The 22798-nt window shown below is 49.6% G+C and carries 18 protein-coding genes and 1 tRNA gene; 5 read left to right on the plus strand and 14 right to left on the minus strand.

The window, feature by feature from the left end:
* Nucleotides 1–38: 38 nt before the first annotated feature.
* The 12 genes from HF324_RS06655 to HF324_RS06710 form a co-directional block, all read right to left on the minus strand.
* Nucleotides 39–1130 carry a serine hydrolase domain-containing protein gene (locus tag HF324_RS06655; protein WP_220100690.1) on the minus strand — a complete coding sequence of 364 codons (1092 nt, stop codon included), beginning with the start codon at nt 1128–1130 and terminating at the stop codon, nt 39–41.
* Nucleotides 1131–1298: 168 nt separating this feature from the next.
* The gene (locus HF324_RS06660) at nt 1299–2093 is read right to left on the minus strand and encodes a hypothetical protein (protein WP_168810668.1); all 795 of its coding nucleotides are present in this window, start codon (nt 2091–2093) and stop codon (nt 1299–1301) included.
* Between the two features lie 13 nt (nt 2094–2106).
* On the minus strand, nt 2107–2892 hold the full coding sequence (locus tag HF324_RS06665; protein WP_168810670.1) for a hypothetical protein: 786 nt from the start codon (nt 2890–2892) through the stop codon (nt 2107–2109).
* A 28-nt stretch (nt 2893–2920) separates the two neighbouring features.
* Nucleotides 2921–6388: a TonB-dependent receptor gene (locus tag HF324_RS06670; RefSeq protein ID WP_220100691.1), complete on the minus strand. Its 3468-nt coding sequence runs from the start codon at nt 6386–6388 to the stop codon at nt 2921–2923.
* A 110-nt stretch (nt 6389–6498) separates the two neighbouring features.
* Nucleotides 6499–7512 carry a FecR domain-containing protein gene (locus tag HF324_RS06675; RefSeq protein ID WP_168862166.1) on the minus strand — a complete coding sequence of 338 codons (1014 nt, stop codon included), beginning with the start codon at nt 7510–7512 and terminating at the stop codon, nt 6499–6501.
* A gap of 89 nt (nt 7513–7601) precedes the next feature.
* Complete coding sequence (locus tag HF324_RS06680) at nt 7602–8156, minus strand: RNA polymerase sigma-70 factor (RefSeq protein WP_168810674.1); 555 nt, start codon at nt 8154–8156, stop codon at nt 7602–7604.
* Nucleotides 8157–8271: 115 nt separating this feature from the next.
* Nucleotides 8272–8469 (minus strand): hypothetical protein, encoded by a 198-nt coding sequence (locus HF324_RS06685; protein WP_168810676.1) that lies wholly within the window; start codon nt 8467–8469, stop codon nt 8272–8274.
* A 207-nt stretch (nt 8470–8676) separates the two neighbouring features.
* Nucleotides 8677–9435 (minus strand): leucine-rich repeat domain-containing protein, encoded by a 759-nt coding sequence (locus HF324_RS06690; protein WP_168810678.1) that lies wholly within the window; start codon nt 9433–9435, stop codon nt 8677–8679.
* Between the two features lie 9 nt (nt 9436–9444).
* A complete protein-coding gene (locus tag HF324_RS06695) occupies nt 9445–10044 on the minus strand; it encodes a SpaA isopeptide-forming pilin-related protein (protein ID WP_168810680.1) in 600 nt (199 codons plus the stop codon).
* Between the two features lie 87 nt (nt 10045–10131).
* Nucleotides 10132–10770: a hypothetical protein gene (locus HF324_RS06700; RefSeq protein ID WP_168862167.1), complete on the minus strand. Its 639-nt coding sequence runs from the start codon at nt 10768–10770 to the stop codon at nt 10132–10134.
* Nucleotides 10771–10809: 39 nt separating this feature from the next.
* Nucleotides 10810–11577, minus strand: a complete 768-nt coding sequence (locus HF324_RS06705; RefSeq protein WP_168862168.1) for an AraC family transcriptional regulator — start codon at nt 11575–11577, stop codon at nt 10810–10812.
* A 154-nt stretch (nt 11578–11731) separates the two neighbouring features.
* A tRNA-Asp gene (locus HF324_RS06710) sits at nt 11732–11805 on the minus strand.
* A 172-nt stretch (nt 11806–11977) separates the two neighbouring features.
* On the opposite strand from HF324_RS06710, the gene HF324_RS06715 reads away from it, so the two are divergent.
* Nucleotides 11978–12931, plus strand: a complete 954-nt coding sequence (locus HF324_RS06715) for an acetyl-CoA carboxylase carboxyltransferase subunit alpha (RefSeq protein ID WP_192023237.1) — start codon at nt 11978–11980, stop codon at nt 12929–12931.
* A gap of 82 nt (nt 12932–13013) precedes the next feature.
* A complete protein-coding gene (gene dapA, locus HF324_RS06720; protein ID WP_168810686.1) occupies nt 13014–13889 on the plus strand; it encodes a 4-hydroxy-tetrahydrodipicolinate synthase in 876 nt (291 codons plus the stop codon).
* A gap of 116 nt (nt 13890–14005) precedes the next feature.
* Here dapA and HF324_RS06725 read toward each other — a convergent pair whose 3' ends face one another.
* Both HF324_RS06725 and HF324_RS06730 read right to left on the minus strand, forming a co-directional pair.
* On the minus strand, nt 14006–14914 hold the full coding sequence (locus HF324_RS06725) for a ribonuclease Z (protein WP_168810688.1): 909 nt from the start codon (nt 14912–14914) through the stop codon (nt 14006–14008).
* 73 nt (nt 14915–14987) lie between these two features.
* Nucleotides 14988–15362 (minus strand): STAS domain-containing protein, encoded by a 375-nt coding sequence (locus HF324_RS06730; RefSeq protein ID WP_168810690.1) that lies wholly within the window; start codon nt 15360–15362, stop codon nt 14988–14990.
* 305 nt (nt 15363–15667) lie between these two features.
* On the opposite strand from HF324_RS06730, the gene HF324_RS06735 reads away from it, so the two are divergent.
* The 3 genes from HF324_RS06735 to HF324_RS06745 all read left to right on the plus strand — a co-directional run bounded on the left by HF324_RS06735 (nt 15668) and on the right by HF324_RS06745 (nt 22791).
* On the plus strand, nt 15668–18202 hold the full coding sequence (locus HF324_RS06735) for an ATP-dependent Clp protease ATP-binding subunit (RefSeq protein ID WP_168810692.1): 2535 nt from the start codon (nt 15668–15670) through the stop codon (nt 18200–18202).
* A gap of 811 nt (nt 18203–19013) precedes the next feature.
* The gene (locus HF324_RS06740) at nt 19014–20687 is read left to right on the plus strand and encodes a phage tail-like protein (protein ID WP_168810694.1); all 1674 of its coding nucleotides are present in this window, start codon (nt 19014–19016) and stop codon (nt 20685–20687) included.
* A gap of 97 nt (nt 20688–20784) precedes the next feature.
* Nucleotides 20785–22791, plus strand: coding sequence for a phage tail-like protein (locus HF324_RS06745; RefSeq protein WP_168862169.1), 2007 nt, complete (start codon nt 20785–20787; stop codon nt 22789–22791).
* Nucleotides 22792–22798 lie beyond the last annotated feature (7 nt).

Here is a 22798-nt window from a genome sequence, read left to right on the forward strand (position 1 = left end):
AAAGAAACCGGCCGTTTACAGCGGCCGGTTTCTTTTTATCACTTCCTTAACTCCTCCAGCGCGATCGCTGCCACCTCCTCTGTTATCTTCGTCGGGGAATTACAATCGCAGTTACTGAACCCCAGTACATAAATATCTTCGCCGGGAACATATACCCCCATCGTTTTATAGCCGAAAATACTGCCGCCGTGTTCTCTCACGGTTACCCCTTTGATGTCTTTAAACTGCCAGCCATAGCCGTAGTTGTGCGCCTCGCCGTTGTTGAGGTTATAACGGGTAAAAGCTTTCTGTGTTTCTTCGCTATTCAGCAGCAGATGCCGGTTCATGGCATTTTGCCATTTCAGCAGATCGCCGGTGGTAGACATCAGCGCACCGGCAGCATAGGCGAGGTCATAGCTGATCACCGTTTTGTTCACATAAACGGAGTCTTTTTTATGGTAGCCGTATGCCCTGTTTTTAATGACTTGCCTGTCGCTGGCGAAGCAGGTCTCGTGCATGCCTGCCTTATCGAGGATATTTTTCCGGATGAAGTCCTGGTAGGTCACCCCGGAAACCTTAGCCACTATATATCCCAGCAGGAAATAGCCGGAGTTGTTATAGGCGTATTTCTCACCGGGTGCGCTGTTTACCGGCTCATTTTTGAAAAAGTCGATGACCATTTCAGGAGTCATCTCTTTTTGCATGATGGTGGGGAGGGTTTTCATCCGGAGGTAGTCCTGCACGCCGGAAGTGTGCGTCAGCAGGTGATGAAGCGTGATATTATTGCCATTGGGAAAGTCGGGCAGGTATTTGGACAGCGGGTCTTTAACGCTTAATTTGCCCTGTTGTTCCAGCATGAGAATAGCAACGGCGGTAAACTGCTTGGTCATGGAGCCTATTTGGAACACGTTGTCGGCGGTGAGCGGTGAGTTCAGTTCCAGGTTGGCTTTTCCCCATGCTTTCCGGTAGATGGGTTTGCCTTTCTGCGCGATCATAAAGACGCCGCCAGGGCCGTTTGGATCTTTAAAAAGGGAGGAGATCAGGCTGTCGGCACGGGCTTCGAGGCGCTGGGCGGAAATAATCCGGGTCGGGCAACAGATGGTGATCAACAGTAACAGCAATAAGGGATAGTATTGTTTGAAATGCATCATGGCTGATAAATAGATTTTGATGTCTGTCAAAAGTAAAGAGCAGAGAGATGCCAGGAATGCAGTCCGGGTTAAAAAGGGGCATATTTGGTTCGAAAGCCCGGAATTTTGTGATGAAAAAGAAAAGCCCCGCCGGTGAACAGGCGGGGCGTTCGCAGGTATAGGGATTCTCTACCAGGGTCTGTCTGCATGAAAGTATAAACGGCTGACGTCCAGCTTGCCCGGGCCGGGCATCAGAAAGTACGGCAGTACGATCCCTTTTTCTCCGGCGAGCGGGAAGTTCATGCCAAAAGTGAGCACTTTGCTGAAGTCCTCGCTATCGCCAAAGGCCCATTGGTCGGTGGTACCCGCCTTTGTAAAACAAATGGCGGCGCCATCCAGGTCGCTTTTGCTGTCAAAGTCCGTAGTGGGGATATAGTCGGCATATATCCAGGTATTGGGTTTTGCATTTTTGGTGATATAAACGCGGTATTCCATACCGGTGGTGGCGTCTTTCCGGTAAAGGAAAATGTCAAAGGGCGCGTCGCTGGCGGTATAGCGGATATAAAATCCCAGTTTGTTGGTAGCGGGATCGGCTGCCGGTTGCGTGATTTCCAGTTCTTTACCGTCGAAATAGATAAAATTAAAAAGCGCTTTGGTGCCGCTCGCCGGCAGCGGTTTCCTGAAGAGGACCGTCTGGGTGGAGGTATCAGTAAGGGTAAGGGTTGCCTGCTGACTTAACGGTGAAGTATATACGGCATTGAAGTTGATGGGAGCGCCAGGGTTGATGATGAACTTTCCATGCATGGAGGACGCATCGTAAACGGTCGTGTCGATGGCTACCTGCCACGCGTGCCCGCTGCCATTGTAACCGTTAATGATTACTTGCATGGCTTTGGCCACCTCCTGGTCTTCCTTGTTGCAGGCGCTGAAAAGTATACCAAGCAGCGCCGCCATAATGGTGATATGTTGTTTAAAGAACTTCATGATTTGTTGTGTTTTATAACTCCAGATTTTTGGTAAACCTTATGCTGTTGTTGGCGTCGCTCTCACTAAAGATGTAAACAGTGGAGGATGCATTGGGCGCCGATGGGGTGGGGGCGCTGGATGAAGTGGGATGCCAGGTATATACCGTTCCCTGGGTGTAATATTCGTTGGTGCCGGCTTTGTAGATATAAGCCTTGAACAGCACGGGGGTATTCTGCCCGTTGTACTGCTGACCGGTAGTTGGAAACGTGGATATCGTCACGGTTTCACTGAACTCATAGGGTTTTACGTTTTTAATACGGGTGATTTCTTCGAACACTTTCGGGGTAAAATAATATTTCCCCAATACGATATCCACCGGTCCGCTGTAATGGGTAAGTGTAGGCATGAACATGTAGGAAAGTTTGATTTTCCCCTCTTCCTTAGCCTGTTTTTCCGGCATGTTCATCACTTGTCCGTTCATATAAAAAAAGCTGATGGTGGTAGCACCTTCTGCTCTTTTTAACTCTTTTTCCAGGATGACTTTTCCTGTTTCCCGTCCGGCGATAGTCAGCTTTACAGCAGGCTGACCGCTGGGGAAGGTGTAGGCTTCGCTTTGGTTAAAGCTGCCGCTGTTCAGAAAGTTTTTGAAGGTAAAGGTATCCACTTTTACCTCCAGGTCTTCGCCGCCGCCGTTGTATCCTTTGACGGTGATAGGCATCATGCCGCCTTCATAGAAGAATTCATCTTTTTTATTACAGGCTGTCATAGCCAGTAAAAAAGCGCCCGCTATCAGTGTTAATATTTTTGTGTGTTTCATTTTTCTTTTTTAGAGGATCAGACATTGTTTAGAAAGAATAGGAAACGGACAGGCTGAAAGAAGTACCTACTTTACGGATAAAAGTCTCTTTGTCTCCGATACGGGTTTTTGTTTTTCCGTCTGCGGATGTTTCATATTGTCCTTCTTCGTATTTCCGGGAAAAGCCTGGTTTCCATTCATAGATGTCGCTCCATTCGGTGACCGGAATTTCAGACAGGGAAAGGCCGTTCCATTTATCCTGGTATTTGTAGGTGTCGAGGCTGTTGATATAGAAGCGGTAAGGAGTATTGGTGATGTTGCTGACATTCAGCCTTACCGTTAGCTTTTTATCTTTCAGGAAAGCGTAGCTCAACTGTGCGTCCAGCTGGTCGCGGGGACGTTCATACTCAACAATATTGGGTGTCATGCCGGCAGTGAAGGTCTTGTAACCCATGTGGTTGAAGGCAACGTTGGCGCCTAAACGATTACCTGCATATTGCAGCCCGATATTGTAAAGCACGGGCACCTGTCCGTATAAAGGTCTTTTTTCTTTTTGCAGTACTTTGGTGCGGTATTCGTATTGTTTGCCGTATTTGTCTTCCGTCATGCTTTTTCCCAGGAAGGTGCTGGCCTGTACTTCCGAGCTTTGCAGGGTGAGGTTGCCGCTCAGGAAGATATTATTCAGCCATTTTATACCGGGGTTGATGAATCCGAGACGCTTGCGCACATCAAACTCCCAGCCGGTAACCTTTGCCCATTCTGAGTTTTGGGTGACCACATATACCCTTCCGCTTGCATCTGGTTGTATACGGTACAACTCTACCGGTTTGTCGAAATATTTATAGAAGAATCCTGCGGAGAGCACTTCACCTGGTTGGGGATACCATTCCAGGCGGAAATCATAGTGATCGATAAGTGTGGACAATACGCCTTCATTGCGGCGGTACGCGCCGATGGCAGGGTCGTAACGGATCATGCGGGAGTTTTCAATCAGCGCGGGCCTCACCACAGACTGTGCATAGGCGGCTCTGATGTTGAAATCTCTCAGCGGGGTAACGGTAAGGCTGGCGGAGGGCAGATAACGCCATTTTTTTTCTTCTGAGGTAGGATCTGCAAAAGGGGATACTATCTTCCCCGTTTCCGGATCAACGTATTTGATCCTTTCTCCCTGTTCCATCATGGTGGTGATAGCAAGATCGTTGGAGCCGTTTTTCAGCCTTTCATACTGATAGTATTCCGCCCTGATACCCCATACCAGGCGAAGCCAGCTGGTAAAGCGGTTGTCCAGCATGCCATAAACCGCCTGATTGGTATTTTTCCCTTCGTAGCTGTTCCGGGAGAAAGAGGCGGGATAGTACATAAGGTCTCTCAGCGGGTTGTTGAATTCCAGGTATTTGTTCCATTCCTGTACCGGCACAAAAGGATAAACGTTACCGATTGTTTCCACGGTACCAATGGGCAGCACCATCCAGTCGTATGCGCCGCGGCGTTCCATAAACTGGTAACCGCCTTTGGCTGTTTGTTTTTGTCCGAGTAATTTGAACTGATAGCTGAGTGCTGCTTCTGCTATTTTATTGGTTTCATCATACCGGTACTGTGCTCTGTTGAAGGTACCGTTGCCCGGGTTGGTAACGCCGCTGGGCACTACGTTATAGGTGGTGCTGTTGAGCGTAGTGGTTGGAGCCAGCCAGGCTTCCACGGCGTCTTTTTCCAGGTTGGTCAGTTTGTTGCGGGAGAGGCTCCAGTCGAACTTAAAAGCGCCGAAGGTGTGTTCTCCGTTGAGGCGGTTTTGCAGCAGGTCGATAAATTTGGGGCGGTCATATTCCCTGACGGCGGGATGCTGTTCAAAACCAATTTCGTTGCCCCAGCCTACGATGCGTGAAAACTGGTTGTTAAACACACGGGAATAAAAATTACGGAAGGTGAGTTTATGGTTTTGGGTGCTCCAGCCCATATTAAGCAGTGCGCCCCATGTAGTATTGAAGTTATATTGTTTGGCGGAAGTAGGGTCTATTTCTTCCCCTGTTTCTGCGTTATAGCGCGGTGTGCCTATTTTTTCCCAGTCGCCCCGTTCAAAATGAGGGATGTCGTCGATTGACTGTTCATTACGATAGCTGACAGATCCTACAAAGCCCAGGCGATGGTTCTTCAGCTGGTAATTACGTCCGAGGCTAAACTGGTAACTCTGGCCGGGGGCGGCGCGGTAAACCCTGGTGCCCATTCTCTCCAGCCCGCCTATTCTTTTATTTTGTTCGGCGATCATCGCGGGTGTTATCATGGTAACGCCCGGAGAGGGAGCGGCGTTGGGGTTTTTAGGGTTATAGTTTTGATTGTTAAACGTTATCAGCTCATCGGGAAAATGTTCGCGGATACCGTCGTCGAAGCCCAGGTAATCCTTGCTGCCGCGGCCATAGCCCAAAAATTCCTTGCCGGTGCTGCCGGAAGTATATTTGCTGCCAACGCCGATGGTGATAAAGTTCTGATGGGGAATAGCGAAGGTATTTACCTGTATCAGGCCGCCGCCAAAGCCAAAGCTCATGTCGGGGGTAGAGGTTTTGGAAACAATCACGTTGTCGATCAGGTTGCTGGGGATGATGTCGAATTCGAAGTCGCGCACCTGCACATCTGTACTGGGTAAGATGGCGCCGTCCATCATGGCGAGGTTGTAGCGCTCTGCGATACCGCGTACGACTACACGACGGTTGTCGTTGGTGCTGATACCGGAAATTCTTTTTAAGGTTTCGCCCACGTTTTTGTCAGGCAGTGCGGCAATCTGTTCCCTGCTGATGCCGTTGGAGATGCCTGCTTCATTTTTCTGACGGGTATAGAGCGCATTTACGCTTTCTCTTTTTACGGAGGATGTGACCACTACGCCTGCCAGTGTTTTTTTCTCTCTTTTCAGGGTGATGCTTACCTCGAAAGTCTGATCGTCCTTTATTTCAATGTCTGTGACCAGTTTGGCAAGATAGCCGATAGAAGATACTTCCGCCTGGTAGGTGCCTTTCGGCAGCGGAATGTTGAAAGAACCGTCTTTCGCGGTAGTAGTGCCTTTGTCGCCAATGCGGATGGTCACGTCGGGCAGCGGGTCGCCGTTGGCTTCGTCGATGACTTTCCCGGTGACACGCCCCGGGCCTTTTTTAGCTGGGTCGGACGCTGCTCTGTAAGCAGGGTCCGGGACCAGGAAAATCAGTTTGCCTTTGATGGTATAGGTAACGGGACTTTTATCGAAGATCCTGGTCAGCACGGTCGTTAATGCCGCATCTGATAAAGAGAGTGTAACATTTTTGCCATAGGCAGACAGTGCATTTTCAGAATAGGAAAAGCTAAAACCTGTTTGTCGTTCAAGATTGGTACATGCCTCCCGTAACGGGGTGTTCCTGAATTGTACGGATATCATTTTACGGGCATCCTGTCCGGAGGCCATAGCGTTGAATAGCAGCAGGCATCCAAGTAAAATGGTACGCAACGTTTTTCCGGGCAGCATTCGTCTCAAATGCCCCGTTCGGTTTTTTTTCATACTTTTAATTGTTGTTTGTGTTATGGAAATGGCCGCCATCTGGATTCCCGTCCCCGGCGGCTTCATAGCGCACATTACTCATTGCCGCTCCTCGTTGCAGGAGCGGTTTTTTATTTGATCAATACATCTTTCCCGGATCGCTTCACGCTGACGCCAGCTGTCATGGCAACGATATCCAGCGCTTCGTCTACTGTTGAATGATGAAGAATGGTGGTGATGACTCCCCGGGAGGCTTCCTGGCTGGCAAAGCGGATGCTGATGCCATAGTGCCGTTCCAGCTCTGCCGCTACGGCTTTCAGCGGTTGCTGCCGGAATATCAGTATGCCATGCCGCCATGCGCCGATGCTTTCGGCATCGGGCAGCGTTTGAACGATGGTTTTGCCGGTGGCCTTGTCAAAGTGCAGTTGTTGCTGCTGGGTCAGGCGTGCCAGCACGCCCGTTTGTGGCCGCGTAGGGTCCATGACGTTTACAATGCCTTCGGCAACGGTTACCTTAATGGAAGGTTCGGTATGGCGGTACCGGATGTTGAAAGCGGTACCGACATCAACGGTAGTGAGGCTTCCGGTTTGTACGCTGAAAGGATGGGCGCCGCCGTGTTTTACTTCAAAGTAGGCTTCTCCTTCCAGGACGATATTGCGGTTGGTAATACCGTAGTTTTTGTTGTATTGCAAGCTGCTGGCGGCATCGAGGTATACCTGCGAGCTGTCCGGCAAGGTGATCCTGGTTCTTTTGCCGGCTTCATTATGCAGCTGTACCCACTGCTGTTCCTGTAAAGCCCTTTGGCGGAGACTTTGCTGCCAGCGCCATCCGGCAAAGGCGATCATGCCGGTGAATGCCGCGGCAATGGCCACTTTCCACCAGCGAACGGTAGGTAGCTGCTTTACAGGTGTGGCAGGCGCAGGCTGTACCAGCGCCAGGAATTGCCGGTATTTGTCGCCGGCGCCGGTTTCGGGAGCATAACTTTCACGGGAGAGCTGCTGCCAGTCCTGGTGCAGCCATTCCTGCAGGCTTTCCCGGTAGGCAGGATCATGCAGGTACTGCCGTACCTCGGCCAGTTGTGCTGCCGTGCAGCGGCCGTTAATATATAGTTCGATAAGTGTTTGGTCAACGGGTAGTTGCCGCATACAGACAGGAGTTTAATGCTTTTACTGTTGTATATCCTTCTGCTGCGGTATTCCCCTATGGCGTAACAATTTGTTAATACTGACTGCGGTTACAGGACCAGGGAGGCCAGATGTTGGGCGAGCCGGGTGCGTAGCTGTTTGAGTGTGGCGGAGATCTGGTTCTCTACTGTTTTGGGGGAGATATTTAACTGCCGGGCGATTTCCTTGTAAGTGAGGTTTTGTTCCCGGTGCAGCAGGAATATCCGGCGGCGCTGTTCGGGAAGGCCGGCGAGGCTTTCCTGGTAATGACGTACCAGTTCACCATATAATACGGGATCGTTCGTTTCAGCAGGAACAGCGGGCTCGTTGCCCGGTTCAAAAGACAAGAGGCTGTCTACTTTTCTCTGCCAGGATTTAATCACCCGGTTGCGGGCGATGGTGAATAAATAGTTCTCGAAAGTGGCGGGATTGGTGACGGACTGCCTGCATTGCCAGACTTTGACCAGTATTTCCGTGGTGAGGTCTTCTGCGTCCGTCTCATTTTTGAGGTAACGGAAAGTGTAACGCAGCAGTCTTTGCCGGTAATAGTGGAATACCGCTTCGAAAGCGGTATCATCTCCCTGCAGCCAACGTTCTACCGGGCCTGAAATGTCCTCATGAGGCATGTTGTACATGATGCTGTTGGCTGCAAAGAAAAAGAATTTGTGTTAAGGGAGTATTAAGAAATAGGGGTAATGCCTTTCGTGAGAGGCATTACCCGTTTTACAAGGTAAAATCTGGTTATCTTGTTTTTTTGTCACTGAAACGTTTACGGACACTATAACTCAGGCTCATAATAACACAGGCCGGGCACACCCCAAACCTGAAAAAAGTAAGCGCCGCTTTTTTATACCAGGGCAGGTTGACAGGTACAATGGGGCAACTGGCGCCATCCCCTTCATATTCCTTAATGCCCCATACATTGATGCTTTCCTTCATGGTGACTGATTTTGACCTGGATTAACCTAGAAAATGATACAGGCAGAAGCCCATCAGCGTGACGGAAACGAGGCACAGAATAATTTTTGTTTGTTTTTTCATGGTGATAAATATTAATAGTTGACAAATGAGTGAATGCATTTGTACTATTAATACCTGTTTCCCGGAATGATCACCCGCAAAACCAGCAATATTTTAAGAAGTTCATCACCATATCAGGTCTGCCAGGCTTTCGGCGCCGCTCAGGTTCAGCGTGGTGATGTTGCAATACAGGCAGGAGAAAGATTCCAGCTTCCTGAGCCCGCGGATGTTTACGGCAGAAAGCGGGTTGTTATCCGCGGAGAAAGCAACCAGCTGCGGAAATTCCGTGAGATTTAAGCTTCCCGCTATCCTGTTTTTCCTGAGAAGCAGCGATTCCAGTTTCGGACAACCGCTGATCTTAAAATCGGTAATATTGTTGTCTGAGAGATTGAGTTCTTTTAGTTCCGGATAGTTATTGATCTCTATTTTGGTAAGCTGGTTGTAATTGAGGCTTAACATGGTCAGTTTTCTGAACTCGGAAATATCGATACCGGTAAGCCTGTTTCCCGTGAGGGACAAATGTTCAAGATTCGAACAGCCTTTAATGTTCAGGCTTTCGATATCGCTACCCACAAGATACAGGCGTTTAAGGCTCAGCATCCCCTGCAGGTCCACCTGCCTGATCCTGTTTTTATAGGTGCCGAATTCCTCCAGGTGGCTGAAGCTTTTCAAGCCTTCCATAGAAGAAAAGGCGGTTTCCTCCAGGTACAATTTGGTAACCTTCTGCGCTTCCGTTACCTGTATCTCCCCGTCGTTGTTGGTGTCTATTTTCTTTCTGAGAAGCGCTTCCTTGAAATTGGGATCGGGGAAATGTATGACCTGGGCTTCCGCGCAGGAAAGGCCGAGCAATAGCAAGACGCAGCCCAACAAGAATTTATATAACATGGGGATAGTTTAAAGCTTAACGTTTACAGTCTGACCTTCTGAAGTAATTTCCACAAAGTCTTTTACAAGGTCATTGGTTTCGTAGAACAACTTAAAATCTTCGTAGATAGGCCGGGAGTAGGAGGTAACGGCTTGCCCGTAGACGTTATAGCCAACGGAGGTGGCGGTGCCCACCTGGTTCCACATCTCTTTCATTTTTCCCTGGCGTACCATGGTCTGCAGGTAGTATTTCCCGGGTTTTAAGTTCCGGAATTCAAACGTGCCGTCCTTATCAGAGGCTTTGGTAACTATGCGATAGGAGTAGGCTTGCGGAGACATCATGGCTATAGATTTCCCTTTTTTGTTCTTTTTTTGCAGCTCATACCATTCGTTAAAATAAGGCGTACAGGGGAAAAGCGTTACCACAATACCCAGGTAGGTGTTGTCGGGGTTTCGTTGTTTCTTTTTGACAACACCACGCAACGTGGCGGTACCATTATTCAGCATCTCATCTGCCTGCTGGCTGTTAAAGGTAGCAGCAGGGAAAACGGGTACAGGTTCCTGTGCGCGGAGAAGAACGCCGGAGCAGAGCAGGCAGCAGGCCGACAGTACAAAAAATTTGTTTCTCATGACATCGGATTTCCGGTTAAAAATAGATATTATTTGGCGAGATACAGCTGGCTGAAAACAGCTATTTTAGGTAGGACCCGGATTCAATCACTTTTTGTTTCTCTTTGGATTTGCATAACGGTAAACGAAGTACCAGGTAATAAGTATCTGGAACAATATAACCGATGGCAAAAGAAACGGATAATGTACAAAAGGAGTCAGCATATCCCCGTGTGCTAACATGATCGGCAGATCAACTATATTGAATATAATGATCACCCAAAGTAATGCCTTGTTTCCCTTAAAATACCACCAGCAGCCTATACCGTAGGCAAACTCAATAACGAAATTCAGCATAGGGTAGTCAATAATACCAAATCCCCAGACAGGAGTAGGGAAGAACGGCGACAACCGGATGTCCTTTTCATGGAAGATCAGATCAATGACCACATGGGACAAAACGCCGATAGCAAAAGCGACCGCGAGTTTTCTGTTATGATAGCCCAGGTTGATCACACAAAAGGAAAGCGCGGCAGCAGCAACACCGGAAAAAATGGAATGTGAATAAGGCAGATAGTCGAGATGAATGCTGCCGTTGGAAACAGAGAAATGCTCCCAGCCCAGGTAGTTGAAAAGCACCCATAATATTTCTACAAACTGCACGGATATCAGCAGGGGAAGCAGTGGCAGCTTTGATTCCTTTTTTCTTAATAATAAGGCTGTTGCGGCGTGATTAATGGCATACATAAAATAAAGTTTGGATTATTTTATGCAAAGATCCCGCTGTTACTTTACGAAGGCTTGAATGAATTGGCTATTCTTCAATAAATAAGAAGGTGCTATCCCGAACATCCGTTTGAACGTCCGGTTAAAGTGCGGGGCGTCGGAGAAGCCCGCTTCGAGAGCGGCATCTGTGAGGTCCCTGGCATCAATGATATATTGCAGTGCTTTCAGAAGCCTGGCCCATAGGATATATTTCCTTACAGGAATACCGACCTGTGTGGTGAACAGGTGGATAAGCCGGCTGGGAGAAAGATAGGCGATAGCGGCTAAATCCTTGATCTTGAATGGTGCTTCTCCCGGCTGTTTAAGCATTTCCAGGACCCTGGCGATCCGGTCGTCCATATCTTTATGTCCTCCCGTATGCGAAAGTTCCCGGAGAAACCGGAGCATATTGTTAAAAATGCTGTCGGCGGCTGTAATGTCGGATAGCAGTGGTTTTATCTTTTCCAGCAATTCTTCCACGATGGCATCAGGCAAGGCTGCTATTTTTTTGCCGGACAGGCAGATCTTTTTAAGACCGGCTCCTATGGTACATTCCGGATCGATGTTGATCAGCAAAAAGGTATTGTTGTAAGTCCTGCATTCGTGTGGTTCGTCGGAGCCGATGATAACAGCCCTGTGTTTGATCATTGAGCCCGGTGAGACGATTTCTATTTCGTCTTCAAAACTGATGGCAATCTGAAGCGCATGGTGTTCATGAACAACGGTATCGACAGCACGGCCTATGTAAATAAAGTATCCGGTGGAAAAAAATAACAGGGGCTGGTTCATGTGGTGAAAGTTAAGCTGAATGGACAACTTGCGATAAAAGTACAGGAATCAGGCAAACAGCGGTAACATCTCTACCCAGGCCGTACCGGGGTACGCCCGGGAATTGGCTAAAAAAGAAAAGCCTGCTCATAGAGCAGGCTTTTTTGCATTTCTGCGGACTGGACGGGACTCGAACCCGCGACCTCCGCCGTGACAGGGCGGCATTCTAACCGACTGAACTACCAATCCTTTCCAAAGAAAAAACTGCTGTTGACCAGCTATCTTTTTGTGTCCCAAGACGTTGTGTTGTTCCGTTTTGGGATTGCAAAGATAGCAACAAAGTTCCCAATTAAGCAAATCTTTTTTAAAAAAAATTTTCAGCACTATCTTTACACCCGATCTTTAACCAATTAAACTAATTATGCAATTCCTGGATTTCGAAAAACCTATCGCGGATTTATATGAGCAGCTGGCGAAGCTGAAGGAGAATGGTGAAAAATCCGGGGTAGATGTTTCTGCTACTGTAAAGGAATACGAGCAGAAAATTGAAGACACCCGTCTCAACATCTACACCCATCTCACCGCCTGGCAGCGTGTGCAGCTCAGCCGCCATCCGGATAGGCCCTATACTTTGGCGTATATCGAAAAAATGTGCACCAATTTTATGGAACTGCACGGCGACCGGAATGTGAGAGACGACAAAGCCATGGTCGGTGGCTTTGCTGACCTGGATGGAGAAACCGTGATGTTTATCGGTCAGCAGAAAGGGGTGAACACTAAAATGCGCCAGCTCAGGAACTTTGGTATGGCCAACCCTGAAGGCTACCGCAAAGCGCTCCGCCTCATGAAACTGGCGGAAAGATTCAACAAGCCCATTGTAACCCTCATTGATACTCCCGGCGCTTATCCGGGGCTGGAAGCGGAAGAAAGAGGCCAGGCAGAGGCTATCGCCCGCAACCTCTTCGAAATGGTGAAACTCCGCGTGCCGGTTATCTGCATTATCATCGGTGAAGGCGCCTCTGGTGGCGCACTGGGCATCGGTATCGGCGACCGCGTGTTAATGCTGGAAAACAGCTGGTATACCGTTATTTCGCCGGAAAACTGCTCCACCATCCTCTGGCGTAGCTGGAACTTCAAAGAGAAAGCGGCAGAAGAGCTGAAACTCACTTCCGACTACATGAGCCAGTTTGGCCTGGTAGACGGCCTTGTCCGTGAACCGCTGGGCGGCGCCCACGTAAACCCGGACGAAATGGCCGCCATTCTGAAGACTAAAATCAAAGAAACACTGGCTGAACTGAAGAAAATAGATCCTGATGTACGCATAGAACAGCGTATTGACAAGTTCTCCCGCATGGGTTTTTACGAAGAACACTAAAAAAAATTTAGAGATCACAATAAAAAATTCGAATTTCGGCCTTCGGAATTCGAATTTTTATTTTTTTCCCGTAAAAACACACATGGAACAGTTAAAAGGCACCGGGGTGGCTTTGGTAACACCCTTTAAAGCAGATGAAAGCATAGATTGGAATGCTTTGGAAAACCTGATCAATTATGTAATTGATGGCGGCGTAAACTACGTGGTGACTTTAGGTACCACCGGCGAAACGCCCACGCTTTCTGCAGACGAGAAGCTGGATTTGATGAAATTCACTTTCGAAAAGGTGTCGAAGCGGGTGCCGGTAGTGGTCGGCATCGGCGATTATAATACCCGTGATGTGGTTAAAAGACTGGAAAAATGCCCGCTGGACGAAGCTGCTGCTGTCCTTAGCGTGGCGCCGTACTACAGCAAACCTACCCAGGAAGGAATCTATCAGCACTATAAAACCATCGCAGCCGCTTCTCCGAAGCCCATTATTCTCTATAATGTGCCCGGCCGTACCGGTCGTAACATGACTGCCGACACCACGCTGCGCCTCGCGCACGACGTGGAAAACATCGTGGCCATGAAAGAAGCTTCCGGCGATATGGCCCAGTGCATGCAGATCATCCAGGGCAAACCGAAAGATTTCCTCGTGATCAGCGGCGATGACGCGCTGGCCCTGCCTCAGCTGGCCTGCGGCATGGACGGTGTGATCTCCGTAGCGGCCAACTATTTCGCGAAAGACTTCTCAGCACTGGTTAAAACAGCACTGGAGAATAACTATCCGGCTGCCCGCACTCTGCACTACAAAATGATGCAGGGCTTTGAACTGATGTTCTCGGAAAATAATCCTTCCGGCATCAAAGCGTTCCTGGCGCACGCCGGCATCATCGGAAACTACTTCCGCCTGCCAGTGCTCCCCGCTACTGATGCGCTTTACCGTCAGATTGGTGAATACCTGAAACAGTATTAATACTAATTACGAATTACGGATTACGAATTGAGGGCTTTCATATGGAAAGGTTATTTAGTAACCGCTCTATAAGAAAGCCCTCAATTCGTAATTCGTAATCCGTAATTCGTAATTGCCTAAACGTAGTAGGTTACGCCCTCTTCCGCGATGTCCGTGGCCGCAAACACCGGCCTCGTCTCTTCGAGGAAAGGTTGTAAATCCGTGTATTTCGATGAAAAATGCCCGATCAGCAACCGCTTGGCGGCGGCTGCGGCAGCCAGGGACGCCGCCTGCACCGAGGTGCTGTGGTAACGCTCTGCTGCCCGGGTCTCCAGGTCATGCAGATAGGTGGTTTCATGATATACCAGGTCAGCGTCCTGTAACTCGGGAAGCAGGCCGGTGTCATAAATCGTATCGGCACAGTACACATACCGCTTGCCTTTGGCAGGAGGGAGGGTCACCCAGTCGTTTTTGACGATAGTGCCGTCTTTTCGCACGTAATCGGCGCCTTCCTGCAGTTTACCATAGTAGGAGGCGGGAATTTCGTAGGCCCGGGCCTGTTCGGGGATCAGTTTCCGCTTCTTTTTCTGCATGGTAAAGGAGAAACCGAAACAGGAAATGCGGTGCTGCGTGGGAAAACAACGTACGGTGAGGTCCTTGTCTTCCAGGATGATACCGCTGTATCCCGCTTGCAGCGGCACAAAAGACAGCTCATAATGCAGCTGGGTGCCGGAGCAGTCCAGCTGCAGCTGGATAATGGGCTCCAGTTCCGGCGGCGCATATACGCTGAGGGGCTCTGTCCGCCCCATCAGGCTGAGGGTGTTCAACAGGCCAATCAGCCCGAAATAATGGTCGCCATGCAGGTGGCTGATAAAAATATACCTGATTTTACTGCGTTTGATGCGGTATTGGGCGATGCGGAGCTGTGTGCCTTCGCCACAGTCGACCAGCAGCAGCTGCTCATCACAGGTAACGATCTGTGCGGTGGGGTGTCTGTCCAGCGTGGGGATCGCTGAGTTATTACCTAAAATTGTTACTGCAAACATAATGTGAAACGTTTCGCCGCCTGCTTCTGGCCCTAACCCTGACGGCTAAAGGCGGAAACAAGGCCGCTTTTTATCAATCCAGTCCGTTCAGGAGCTCTCTCTCCAGTTCTTCCATCATCACCAGGTCTATGGCTTCGGCCATTGTAGGGGCGATGTTGAGCATGTCGCCGCCCGCAGCCTTCAGTTCCTTTGTTAATGCGTTGTTAACGCCGGTGATCGCGCAGGAACGGCCTTTGTCATAGATATTTTGATATACTGTTAAAATGGCTTGAACGCCCTCAGGGTCGTTTTTTTCGATCAATGTCAGGTCCAGTATGAGATTGCGGGTTTCCAGCTCCGGCAGGGAGCCGATGGTGGAAATCAGATCGGCTGACAAATTAGCATCCAAAGCAGGTTCTTCAGGACAAAAAACAACAATTTTTTCTTTGGTATCAATTTTGAATTTCATGCGTTGGACGTTGTTTTATACATTTAGTAAAAAAATCAATTTAAAGAGGGAAACCCAGCCTATTAAAAACTAAAATAAAAAAGGAGATCAAAACAAAAGCCGCTTTTTCCTCGTAAGTATTTTTGAACGCTATCCCCGCTTCACCACAAAAATAAATCTTATACTATTAAAGTGTAAGTTGTTTAAGTGCAAAAAAGGAATAACTTCATCTAAAGTAAATAGCGTGATAATCTAAGTTCAGAATTATTCGTTATTATTGTATAAGCAAGCCCCGTAAGGGTTTTTGATCATTTAATATTCTCACAATGGACCAGAATTTTTCACCGCAAGTTAAGGAGATCATTTCGTTCAGCAGAGAGGAAGCTTTACGCCTGGGGAATGATTTCATCGGTACTGAACACCTGCTGTTGGGTATTATCCGCGAAGGCGAAGGCACGGCCGTAAAGATTCTGCAAGCTTTAAACGTAGACCTGTACGAATTACGTAAAGAAGTAGAATTAGCTGTTAAAGATAAGACTGGAAAGAATATTGCAAATATTAACAGTCTACCCCTGACCAGACAGGCTGAGAAAGTCATCCGGGTGACGGTACTTGAAGCGAAAGCGCTCAAAAGCGCTACTGTGGAAACCGAACACCTCATGCTTTCCATACTCAAGAACAAGGAAAACGTTTGTACTCAAATCTTACAACAATTTGACGTGGATTACGATACTTTTAAAAACGAACTGGGCTTTGTAAAATCTGCCGATCCCAAATCCGAATTCGATGATCCGGGTGAAGAGGAGTTCGAAGATGAACGCAAGAGTTTTGCATCCAAAGCCAAACAGACCAACACCAAATCCAAGACACCCGTACTGGATAACTTTGGCAGGGACATCACCAAGCTCGCTGAAAGCGGCAGCCTGGACCCGATCGTAGGCCGCGAACAGGAAATTGAACGCGTTTCGCAGATCCTGTCCCGTCGTAAAAAGAACAATCCCATCCTGATCGGTGAGCCCGGCGTGGGTAAAACAGCCATCGTGGAAGGCCTCGCACTGCGCATCGTGCAGCGTAAAGTGTCCCGCGTACTGTTCGACAAACGCGTGGTAAGCCTCGACCTCGCAGCCCTGGTAGCCGGTACCAAATACCGCGGCCAGTTCGAGGAAAGGATGAAAGCGATCATGAATGAACTCGAAAAGAACAGGGACGTGATCCTGTTCATCGATGAAATCCATACCATCGTTGGCGCCGGCGGCGCTTCCGGCTCCCTGGACGCCTCCAATATCTTCAAGCCTGCCCTCGCAAGAGGCGAGCTCCAATGCATCGGCGCCTCCACCCTGGACGAATACCGCATGTATATCGAAAAAGACGGCGCACTGGACCGCCGTTTCCAGAAAGTAATGGTAGAACCGCCCAGCGTGGATGAAACCATACAGATCCTCAACAATATCAAGCCCCGTTATGAAGAATACCATAACGTAAGCTACTCCGACGCAGCCATCGATGCCTGCGTGAAACTGAGCGACCGCTACATGACCGACCGTCTGCTGCCCGACAAGGCCATCGACGTGCTGGATGAAGTAGGCGCCCGCGTTCACCTCAAAAACATCAATGTGCCGCAGAATATCCTCGATCTGGAAAAACAGATAGAAGATATCAAACAGGAGAAAAATAAAGTCGTTAAAAGCCAACGCTTCGAAGAAGCCGCTGCCCTGCGCGATACTGAAAAGAAACTGGGGGAAGACCTGGAACGCGCTAAAGCCATGTGGGAAGAAGAAGTGAAGCATAAACGCTACCCGATCGATGAAGAAGCTATCGCGGAAGTAGTGAGCATGATGACCGGTATCCCCGTTAAAAGGATGGTACAGGCCGAAACAGAGAAGCTGCGCCGCATGGGCGAAGACCTCAAAGGCGCCGTGGTGGGACAGGACGATGCTATCAGCAAAGTCACCAAAGCCATACAGCGTAACCGCGTAGGCCTGAAAGACCCGAAAAAACCAATCGGTACCTTTATCTTCCTCGGTCCGACCGGCGTGGGTAAAACCGAACTGGCCAAATCACTGGCCCGCTACATGTTCGACTCCGATGAGGCACTCATCCGTATCGATATGAGCGAATACATGGAGAAATTCTCTGTAAGCCGCCTCATTGGCGCGCCTCCGGGCTACGTAGGCTACGAAGAAGGTGGTCAGCTGACGGAAAAAGTTCGCCGCAAACCTTACTCCGTGATCCTGCTCGATGAAATCGAGAAAGCACACCCGGATATCTATAACCTCCTGCTGCAGGTACTCGATGACGGTATCCTCACTGATGGCCTCGGCCGTAAAGTGGACTTCAAAAATACCCTCATCATCATGACCTCCAACATCGGCGCCCGCCAGTTGAAAGACTTCGGTGCCGGCGTAGGTTTCACCACCTCCGCAAAGGCCATGAGCGAGGAAGAAAATACCAAATCAGTGATCGAAAAAGCACTGAAACGGACCTTCTCACCGGAATTCCTGAACAGGATCGATGATGTGATCATCTTTAACTCCCTGAGCAAAGAACACATCTATACCATCATCGATATCACCATGAAAAGCGTCCTCAAACGCCTCAACAACCTGGGCTTCAGCCTGGAACTCACAGACGAAGCAAAAGGCTTCCTGGCAGACAAAGGCTACGACCAGCAGTTCGGCGCAAGACCGCTCCACAGGGCCATCCAGAAATACCTGGAAGACCCGCTGGCAGAAGAAATCCTCAATATGAACATCCATGATGGCGATATCCTCGTCGCTGACCTCGACAAGGAAAACCAGAAACTGGTGTTCACCCTGAAGAACAACTCTTCTAAAAGCAAATCAGAAAAATCTGAAGCGTAAGTAAATACAACGCATATAATTATCCACAAACGGCTGCCCGTAAAAAGGCAGCCGTTTTTTATTGCTTTTGCCGGCGCCTGGCTTCGAACTCCCTAAAGACACCGTCTCTAACCACCTCCCCGGGTCACCGCTCCTGGCTTTCACCCCCAACCACCGCTCCAGGCTTCCACCCCCAACCACCGCTCCAGGCTTCCACCCAAAGCCACCGCTCGGGGCCTCTACCCCCCAACCACCGCTCCGGGCTTCGACCCCAAGCCTCCGCTCCGGGCTTTCACCTGAAGCCACCACTCCGGGCCATCACTCCCAATCACCACTCCGGGCTTTCACCCCAAGCCGCCGCTCCGGCCCCACCACCCAAAGCCTCCTCCCGAACGTCCACTCGAGCCACCCACTCCCCACCCCAGGCGCTGCCGCATTTACCCCTTTCTCACATGAAAATGTTAACCAACGACTTTTCATGATAAGTTGATGGTTTGTAAGCGCTTTCCTGTGTCCTTGCTGCATTTCGAAATCGATCTCCAAACCTTTGCCCCGCCTAAAATGCAGGTATAGAAAATATTATTAAAATATAAAATATAGCATAATAATGTCATTTTTAGAATTTTTATAATGCATACTTTTGTCACATAAAATAATATCTACCTCTATTATTTTTTGTATAAGAATTAGATATACATCTAACTCTTATATATATTATAAAATTGCCTATATCTTTATCCTGACTTCCTTATAACCGAACACACAGAAATTAGACTGTCCGCCCCATGCGCGGCCTACCGGAAGATCATTTTAACTATTTATCCTTATACCAATGACTAAATCTTTACAAGTCGCATTCCGCGGTATCATACTGGGAAGCATCACCTTGTTGGCTACAGACGCCTTCGCTCAGCTTAAAGTAGGTAACCAGCCCACCAAGATCAACAGATCTTCCGTACTCGAACTGGAATCCGACAGGCAAGGTCTCCTGCTCCCACGCCTTACCTCCTTTACCGACATCGATGCCCTGACACCCCCGGATGGTATGATCGTTTATTACGCCCCCACCGACCCGGCCAAGGCTGCCGAAAAAGGACTCTACATCAGGAGAAACAACGCCTGGGAGAAAATGGCGAACGATAAAGACGCTACCGCCAACTGGAAACTTACCGGCAACGACGCCGTAGCCGGCAACTTCATCGGTACCAACGTGGGCAGCGTACCACTGGTATTGAAAGGACAGGGCGTAGAAGGCCTGATCATTGACAACGGTTACACCTTCCTGAAAAAACTGGACGCAGTGACTGCCGGCGTAGATGTATTGCTGGTAGATCCGGCCACAGGGAAAGTATCTTCCCGCAAAATCAGCGAGACAGCCTTCAACTCTGCTATCAACTCCATCAATGGACTGACCGGCCCTAACCAGACACTCACTACAGCAGGCGGCACAGACTACGCTTTCACGTCTGCCGGCAGCGACCACAAACTGACAATCGTTACACAGGACGGTACCAAAACGGTAGGTCTCCTTTCCAAAGCCGACTGGGACCGTCTCGACAAAGCTGCTAAAGCACTGGTTATCGGCGGGTTCAATGCAACCCCCACCACCAACGGTCTGAGCATCGGAACAGACGCTCTCGGCAACCCGTCGCTCTCCCTGCACGCGGCAGACGAAAACAACCCGGGTGCTCTCACTGCCGTAGCACAGACCATCGGCGGTAACAAAACCTTTAAAAACAATGTCATCGTAGACGGCAGCGGTACCATCAACAACGGCCTGACGGTTACCGGCACCACTACGCTGAACGACGACGCGATACTGAAAAAATCCCTGCAGGTAGGTACTACCTCCGAACTGAAAGGCAAAGTAACCCTCGGCAGCGTAGCCACCGGTACAGACGCGGATAAAGAAGTGCTGATGTTAGGCGCCACCGGCGAAGTGATCAAAAAGACCCTGCCCACCGCTGCCTTCAGGGATTTCAAAAACGGTTCCGACGGTCCGGATGTACACTACACTGAAGACGCAGCTACCAACTCCCTTACCCTCCACGTTCCTTCTGCTTCCCTCGTGGCCGACAGAGGCCTGGTAACCGGTATCGGCCAGACTTTCAAAGGCGCTAAAAAATTTAATGACGACCTGGCTGTACGTACAAAAGTAATCGTAGGCGATACCCTCGCTGCTGCTAACTCTACCCTCCAGGTAGCAGGTTCCCTGTCTCTCAATATCGTTAGCCAGAACGCTAACTATACCATGACAGACAATGACAATACCATCCTCATGAACTGCACCAGCGGTGATCTTACTGTAACCCTCCTCTCTGCCGCCGGCAGAAAAGGAAGAGTCATCACTGTCAAAAAAATTGGCGGTACACTGGCTAAATCTTTACAGATCGTCACAACAGGCGGTGAGAAAATCGAAGACGGTACAGACTACTTCATCTATAATGACTGGACTTTCGTAACCCTGCAATCTGACGGAGCCAACTGGTTTATCATCAGACACTAAGAAATAACGGTCAGGAGTATACGTTAAAATGCGTATAGTCCTGACCGTTATCTGCCTTCGCCGGCCCTGCCGATTTCCATGTAATTAATTTAGGAAGATGACTGTTTTAAGATACTTACCCGTATTGGGACTGGGACTCCTGTTTTCAGTCCGGGCCACTGCGCAACAAATGAAACTGGGGCTTCAGCCAACACTGCTCAAAAAAGAAGCACTGCTGGAACTGAACAGCGACAGCCAGGGGCTGCTGTTGAACAGGGTGCCTAAAAGTGCCATCAGCGCCGGCGGCCCGCTGTTCAGCGCCACTGACGGTATGTTTGTATACGTAACAGACCCGGGAGAAAAATGTCTCTACATCAAAGCCAATGGTGCATGGAAAAAAGTGGCCGACTTCTCAGGCATCACCACGGATAATATCCCTGAAGGCGCCACCAACCTGTATTTTACACAGGCAAGGGCCAGAGCGGCCTTCTCTGCCGGCAACGGTATCAACATCAGCGCCGCAGGCGTTATCAGCAACACCGGCGTACTCACCTTTGCAGGCCGTACTCCGGATGCTACCGGAAATATCGCACCAGCCGCAACAGACTATGCTTCCTTTTACCTGCCATGGGCCAGCAAACTGACGCTCACTGCCGGCACCGGCATGAAAACGACTACCACAGCTACTAAAGACCTGAACATCAATCCCGCTTTTACCATCGACGCGGATAACGGATCGGCTATCTGGAACGCCAATAAACTGGCCTCTGTACCCGTGTCCGCCATAGCACCGGCCGCCAACCAGGTGCTGACTTTCAACGGCACCCAATGGGAGCCTAAAGCACCCGCCGGAGGCGCCGGAAATTATATTCTCAACGGAACATCCACACAAGCCGGCGCCAGCTTTAATATTGCCGGCAGTGGCGACATCGGGGGCAGCCTGCAGGTAGGAGGGAACGCTACGATGTCAGGAAATGCACTGCTCATGGGCAGATTGACCTTAAACAGCCTGGCATCCGCCACCCCCGGCGCTGCAAACGGCAAAGTATTGTCACTGAACGCAACCGGTGACGTGATCGTCACCCAAACCCTGCCAGCTACCCGTAAAATAAAGCTGGTGGCAGGCAGCGGTGTCATCAACTTCGGCGCCGCCGGAGAACAGGACCTCTCTGCCGACAGAACATGGCAGATCAGCGTTGACAGCTTTAAAAACATCTGGAACGCAAACAGGATCCAGAACAATGCAGTTGCTACCACCGCACCGGCCGACGGTGATGTGCTGAAATGGAACGCCGCCACACAAATGTATACCCCCGCTGAAGATATTACCGGTGGCGCCTCTTATGGCACCTTGGGCTCGCGCGATATTCGTAACGCCGACGCGCCGGATGAACGGTACCGCATGAAAATCTGGCAAGGCCCGTCTCCCTCGGGTATAGGCGCCGGAACTGTTCAGTATGGACCGCTCGGTACCAGCGCTTTCGCCTGGAGCGTGCTGGCCTTCAGGTCCGGAGACTATACGACTCATCTGTATTTTGATAAAAACACACTGGCAATACGCGAATGGGAGGGAAGCCAAAAACCACTGGCGCCCAACACAGGCACACCCATTAATCCATGGTATAAAGTGGTGACAACCTATGGTGATAACACTTTTACGGCCGGAGGACTGCTGTTCGGCTACAAAACCAGCGACGCCTCTACCGAAACGGCACAGGACGCTGGTAATCTTTTCTGGGATAACACGAATAAAGAACTGGGCCTGGGAACCAGTAATCCACAGGCTACGCTGGATGTGAACGGTGATTTTAAAATGGGCCAGAACGGAACGGTGCTGAATGGGATGAATAAATTTCAGGTGTCTTATACAGGCGGAGGCTCCGTCAGCGGTCAACGGCAATTGATCCTCTCTATCACTGTACCCGCGGGCACACCGGCATTAAGCACAGATGCAAACCTGATCGTTAATCCAACGGGAGATCTGGGTACGGCAAATCCACCGATCTCTATTGGCTGGTCAAGAGTCAGCAGCAGTAACACCATCAGAGTGTCTATTGTAAATTCCGGCGGTACCAGCTATACCATTCCAAACCCATTGAGGCTTAACGTCACTGTCATTCAATAAAACATAA

Source organism: Chitinophaga oryzae (assembly GCF_012516375.2).
GTDB lineage: Bacteria > Bacteroidota > Bacteroidia > Chitinophagales > Chitinophagaceae > Chitinophaga > Chitinophaga oryzae.

Bases quoted from the DNA above. Each gene is read 5' to 3' on its own strand.
- HF324_RS06655 (WP_220100690.1), bottom strand. From the start codon at position 1,130: ATGATGCATTTCAAACAATACTATCCCTTATTGCTGTTACTGTTGATC.
- HF324_RS06660 (WP_168810668.1), bottom strand. From the start codon at position 2,093: ATGAAGTTCTTTAAACAACATATCACCATTATGGCGGCGCTGCTTGGT.
- HF324_RS06665 (WP_168810670.1), bottom strand. From the start codon at position 2,892: ATGAAACACACAAAAATATTAACACTGATAGCGGGCGCTTTTTTACTG.
- HF324_RS06670 (WP_220100691.1), bottom strand. From the start codon at position 6,388: ATGAAAAAAAACCGAACGGGGCATTTGAGACGAATGCTGCCCGGAAAA.
- HF324_RS06675 (WP_168862166.1), bottom strand. From the start codon at position 7,512: ATGCGGCAACTACCCGTTGACCAAACACTTATCGAACTATATATTAAC.
- HF324_RS06680 (WP_168810674.1), bottom strand. From the start codon at position 8,156: ATGCCTCATGAGGACATTTCAGGCCCGGTAGAACGTTGGCTGCAGGGA.
- HF324_RS06685 (WP_168810676.1), bottom strand. From the start codon at position 8,469: ATGAAGGAAAGCATCAATGTATGGGGCATTAAGGAATATGAAGGGGAT.
- HF324_RS06690 (WP_168810678.1), bottom strand. From the start codon at position 9,435: ATGTTATATAAATTCTTGTTGGGCTGCGTCTTGCTATTGCTCGGCCTT.
- HF324_RS06695 (WP_168810680.1), bottom strand. From the start codon at position 10,044: ATGAGAAACAAATTTTTTGTACTGTCGGCCTGCTGCCTGCTCTGCTCC.
- HF324_RS06700 (WP_168862167.1), bottom strand. From the start codon at position 10,770: ATGTATGCCATTAATCACGCCGCAACAGCCTTATTATTAAGAAAAAAG.
- HF324_RS06705 (WP_168862168.1), bottom strand. From the start codon at position 11,577: ATGAACCAGCCCCTGTTATTTTTTTCCACCGGATACTTTATTTACATA.
- HF324_RS06715 (WP_192023237.1), top strand. From the start codon at position 11,978: ATGCAATTCCTGGATTTCGAAAAACCTATCGCGGATTTATATGAGCAG.
- dapA (WP_168810686.1), top strand. From the start codon at position 13,014: ATGGAACAGTTAAAAGGCACCGGGGTGGCTTTGGTAACACCCTTTAAA.
- HF324_RS06725 (WP_168810688.1), bottom strand. From the start codon at position 14,914: ATGTTTGCAGTAACAATTTTAGGTAATAACTCAGCGATCCCCACGCTG.
- HF324_RS06730 (WP_168810690.1), bottom strand. From the start codon at position 15,362: ATGAAATTCAAAATTGATACCAAAGAAAAAATTGTTGTTTTTTGTCCT.
- HF324_RS06735 (WP_168810692.1), top strand. From the start codon at position 15,668: ATGGACCAGAATTTTTCACCGCAAGTTAAGGAGATCATTTCGTTCAGC.
- HF324_RS06740 (WP_168810694.1), top strand. From the start codon at position 19,014: ATGACTAAATCTTTACAAGTCGCATTCCGCGGTATCATACTGGGAAGC.
- HF324_RS06745 (WP_168862169.1), top strand. From the start codon at position 20,785: ATGACTGTTTTAAGATACTTACCCGTATTGGGACTGGGACTCCTGTTT.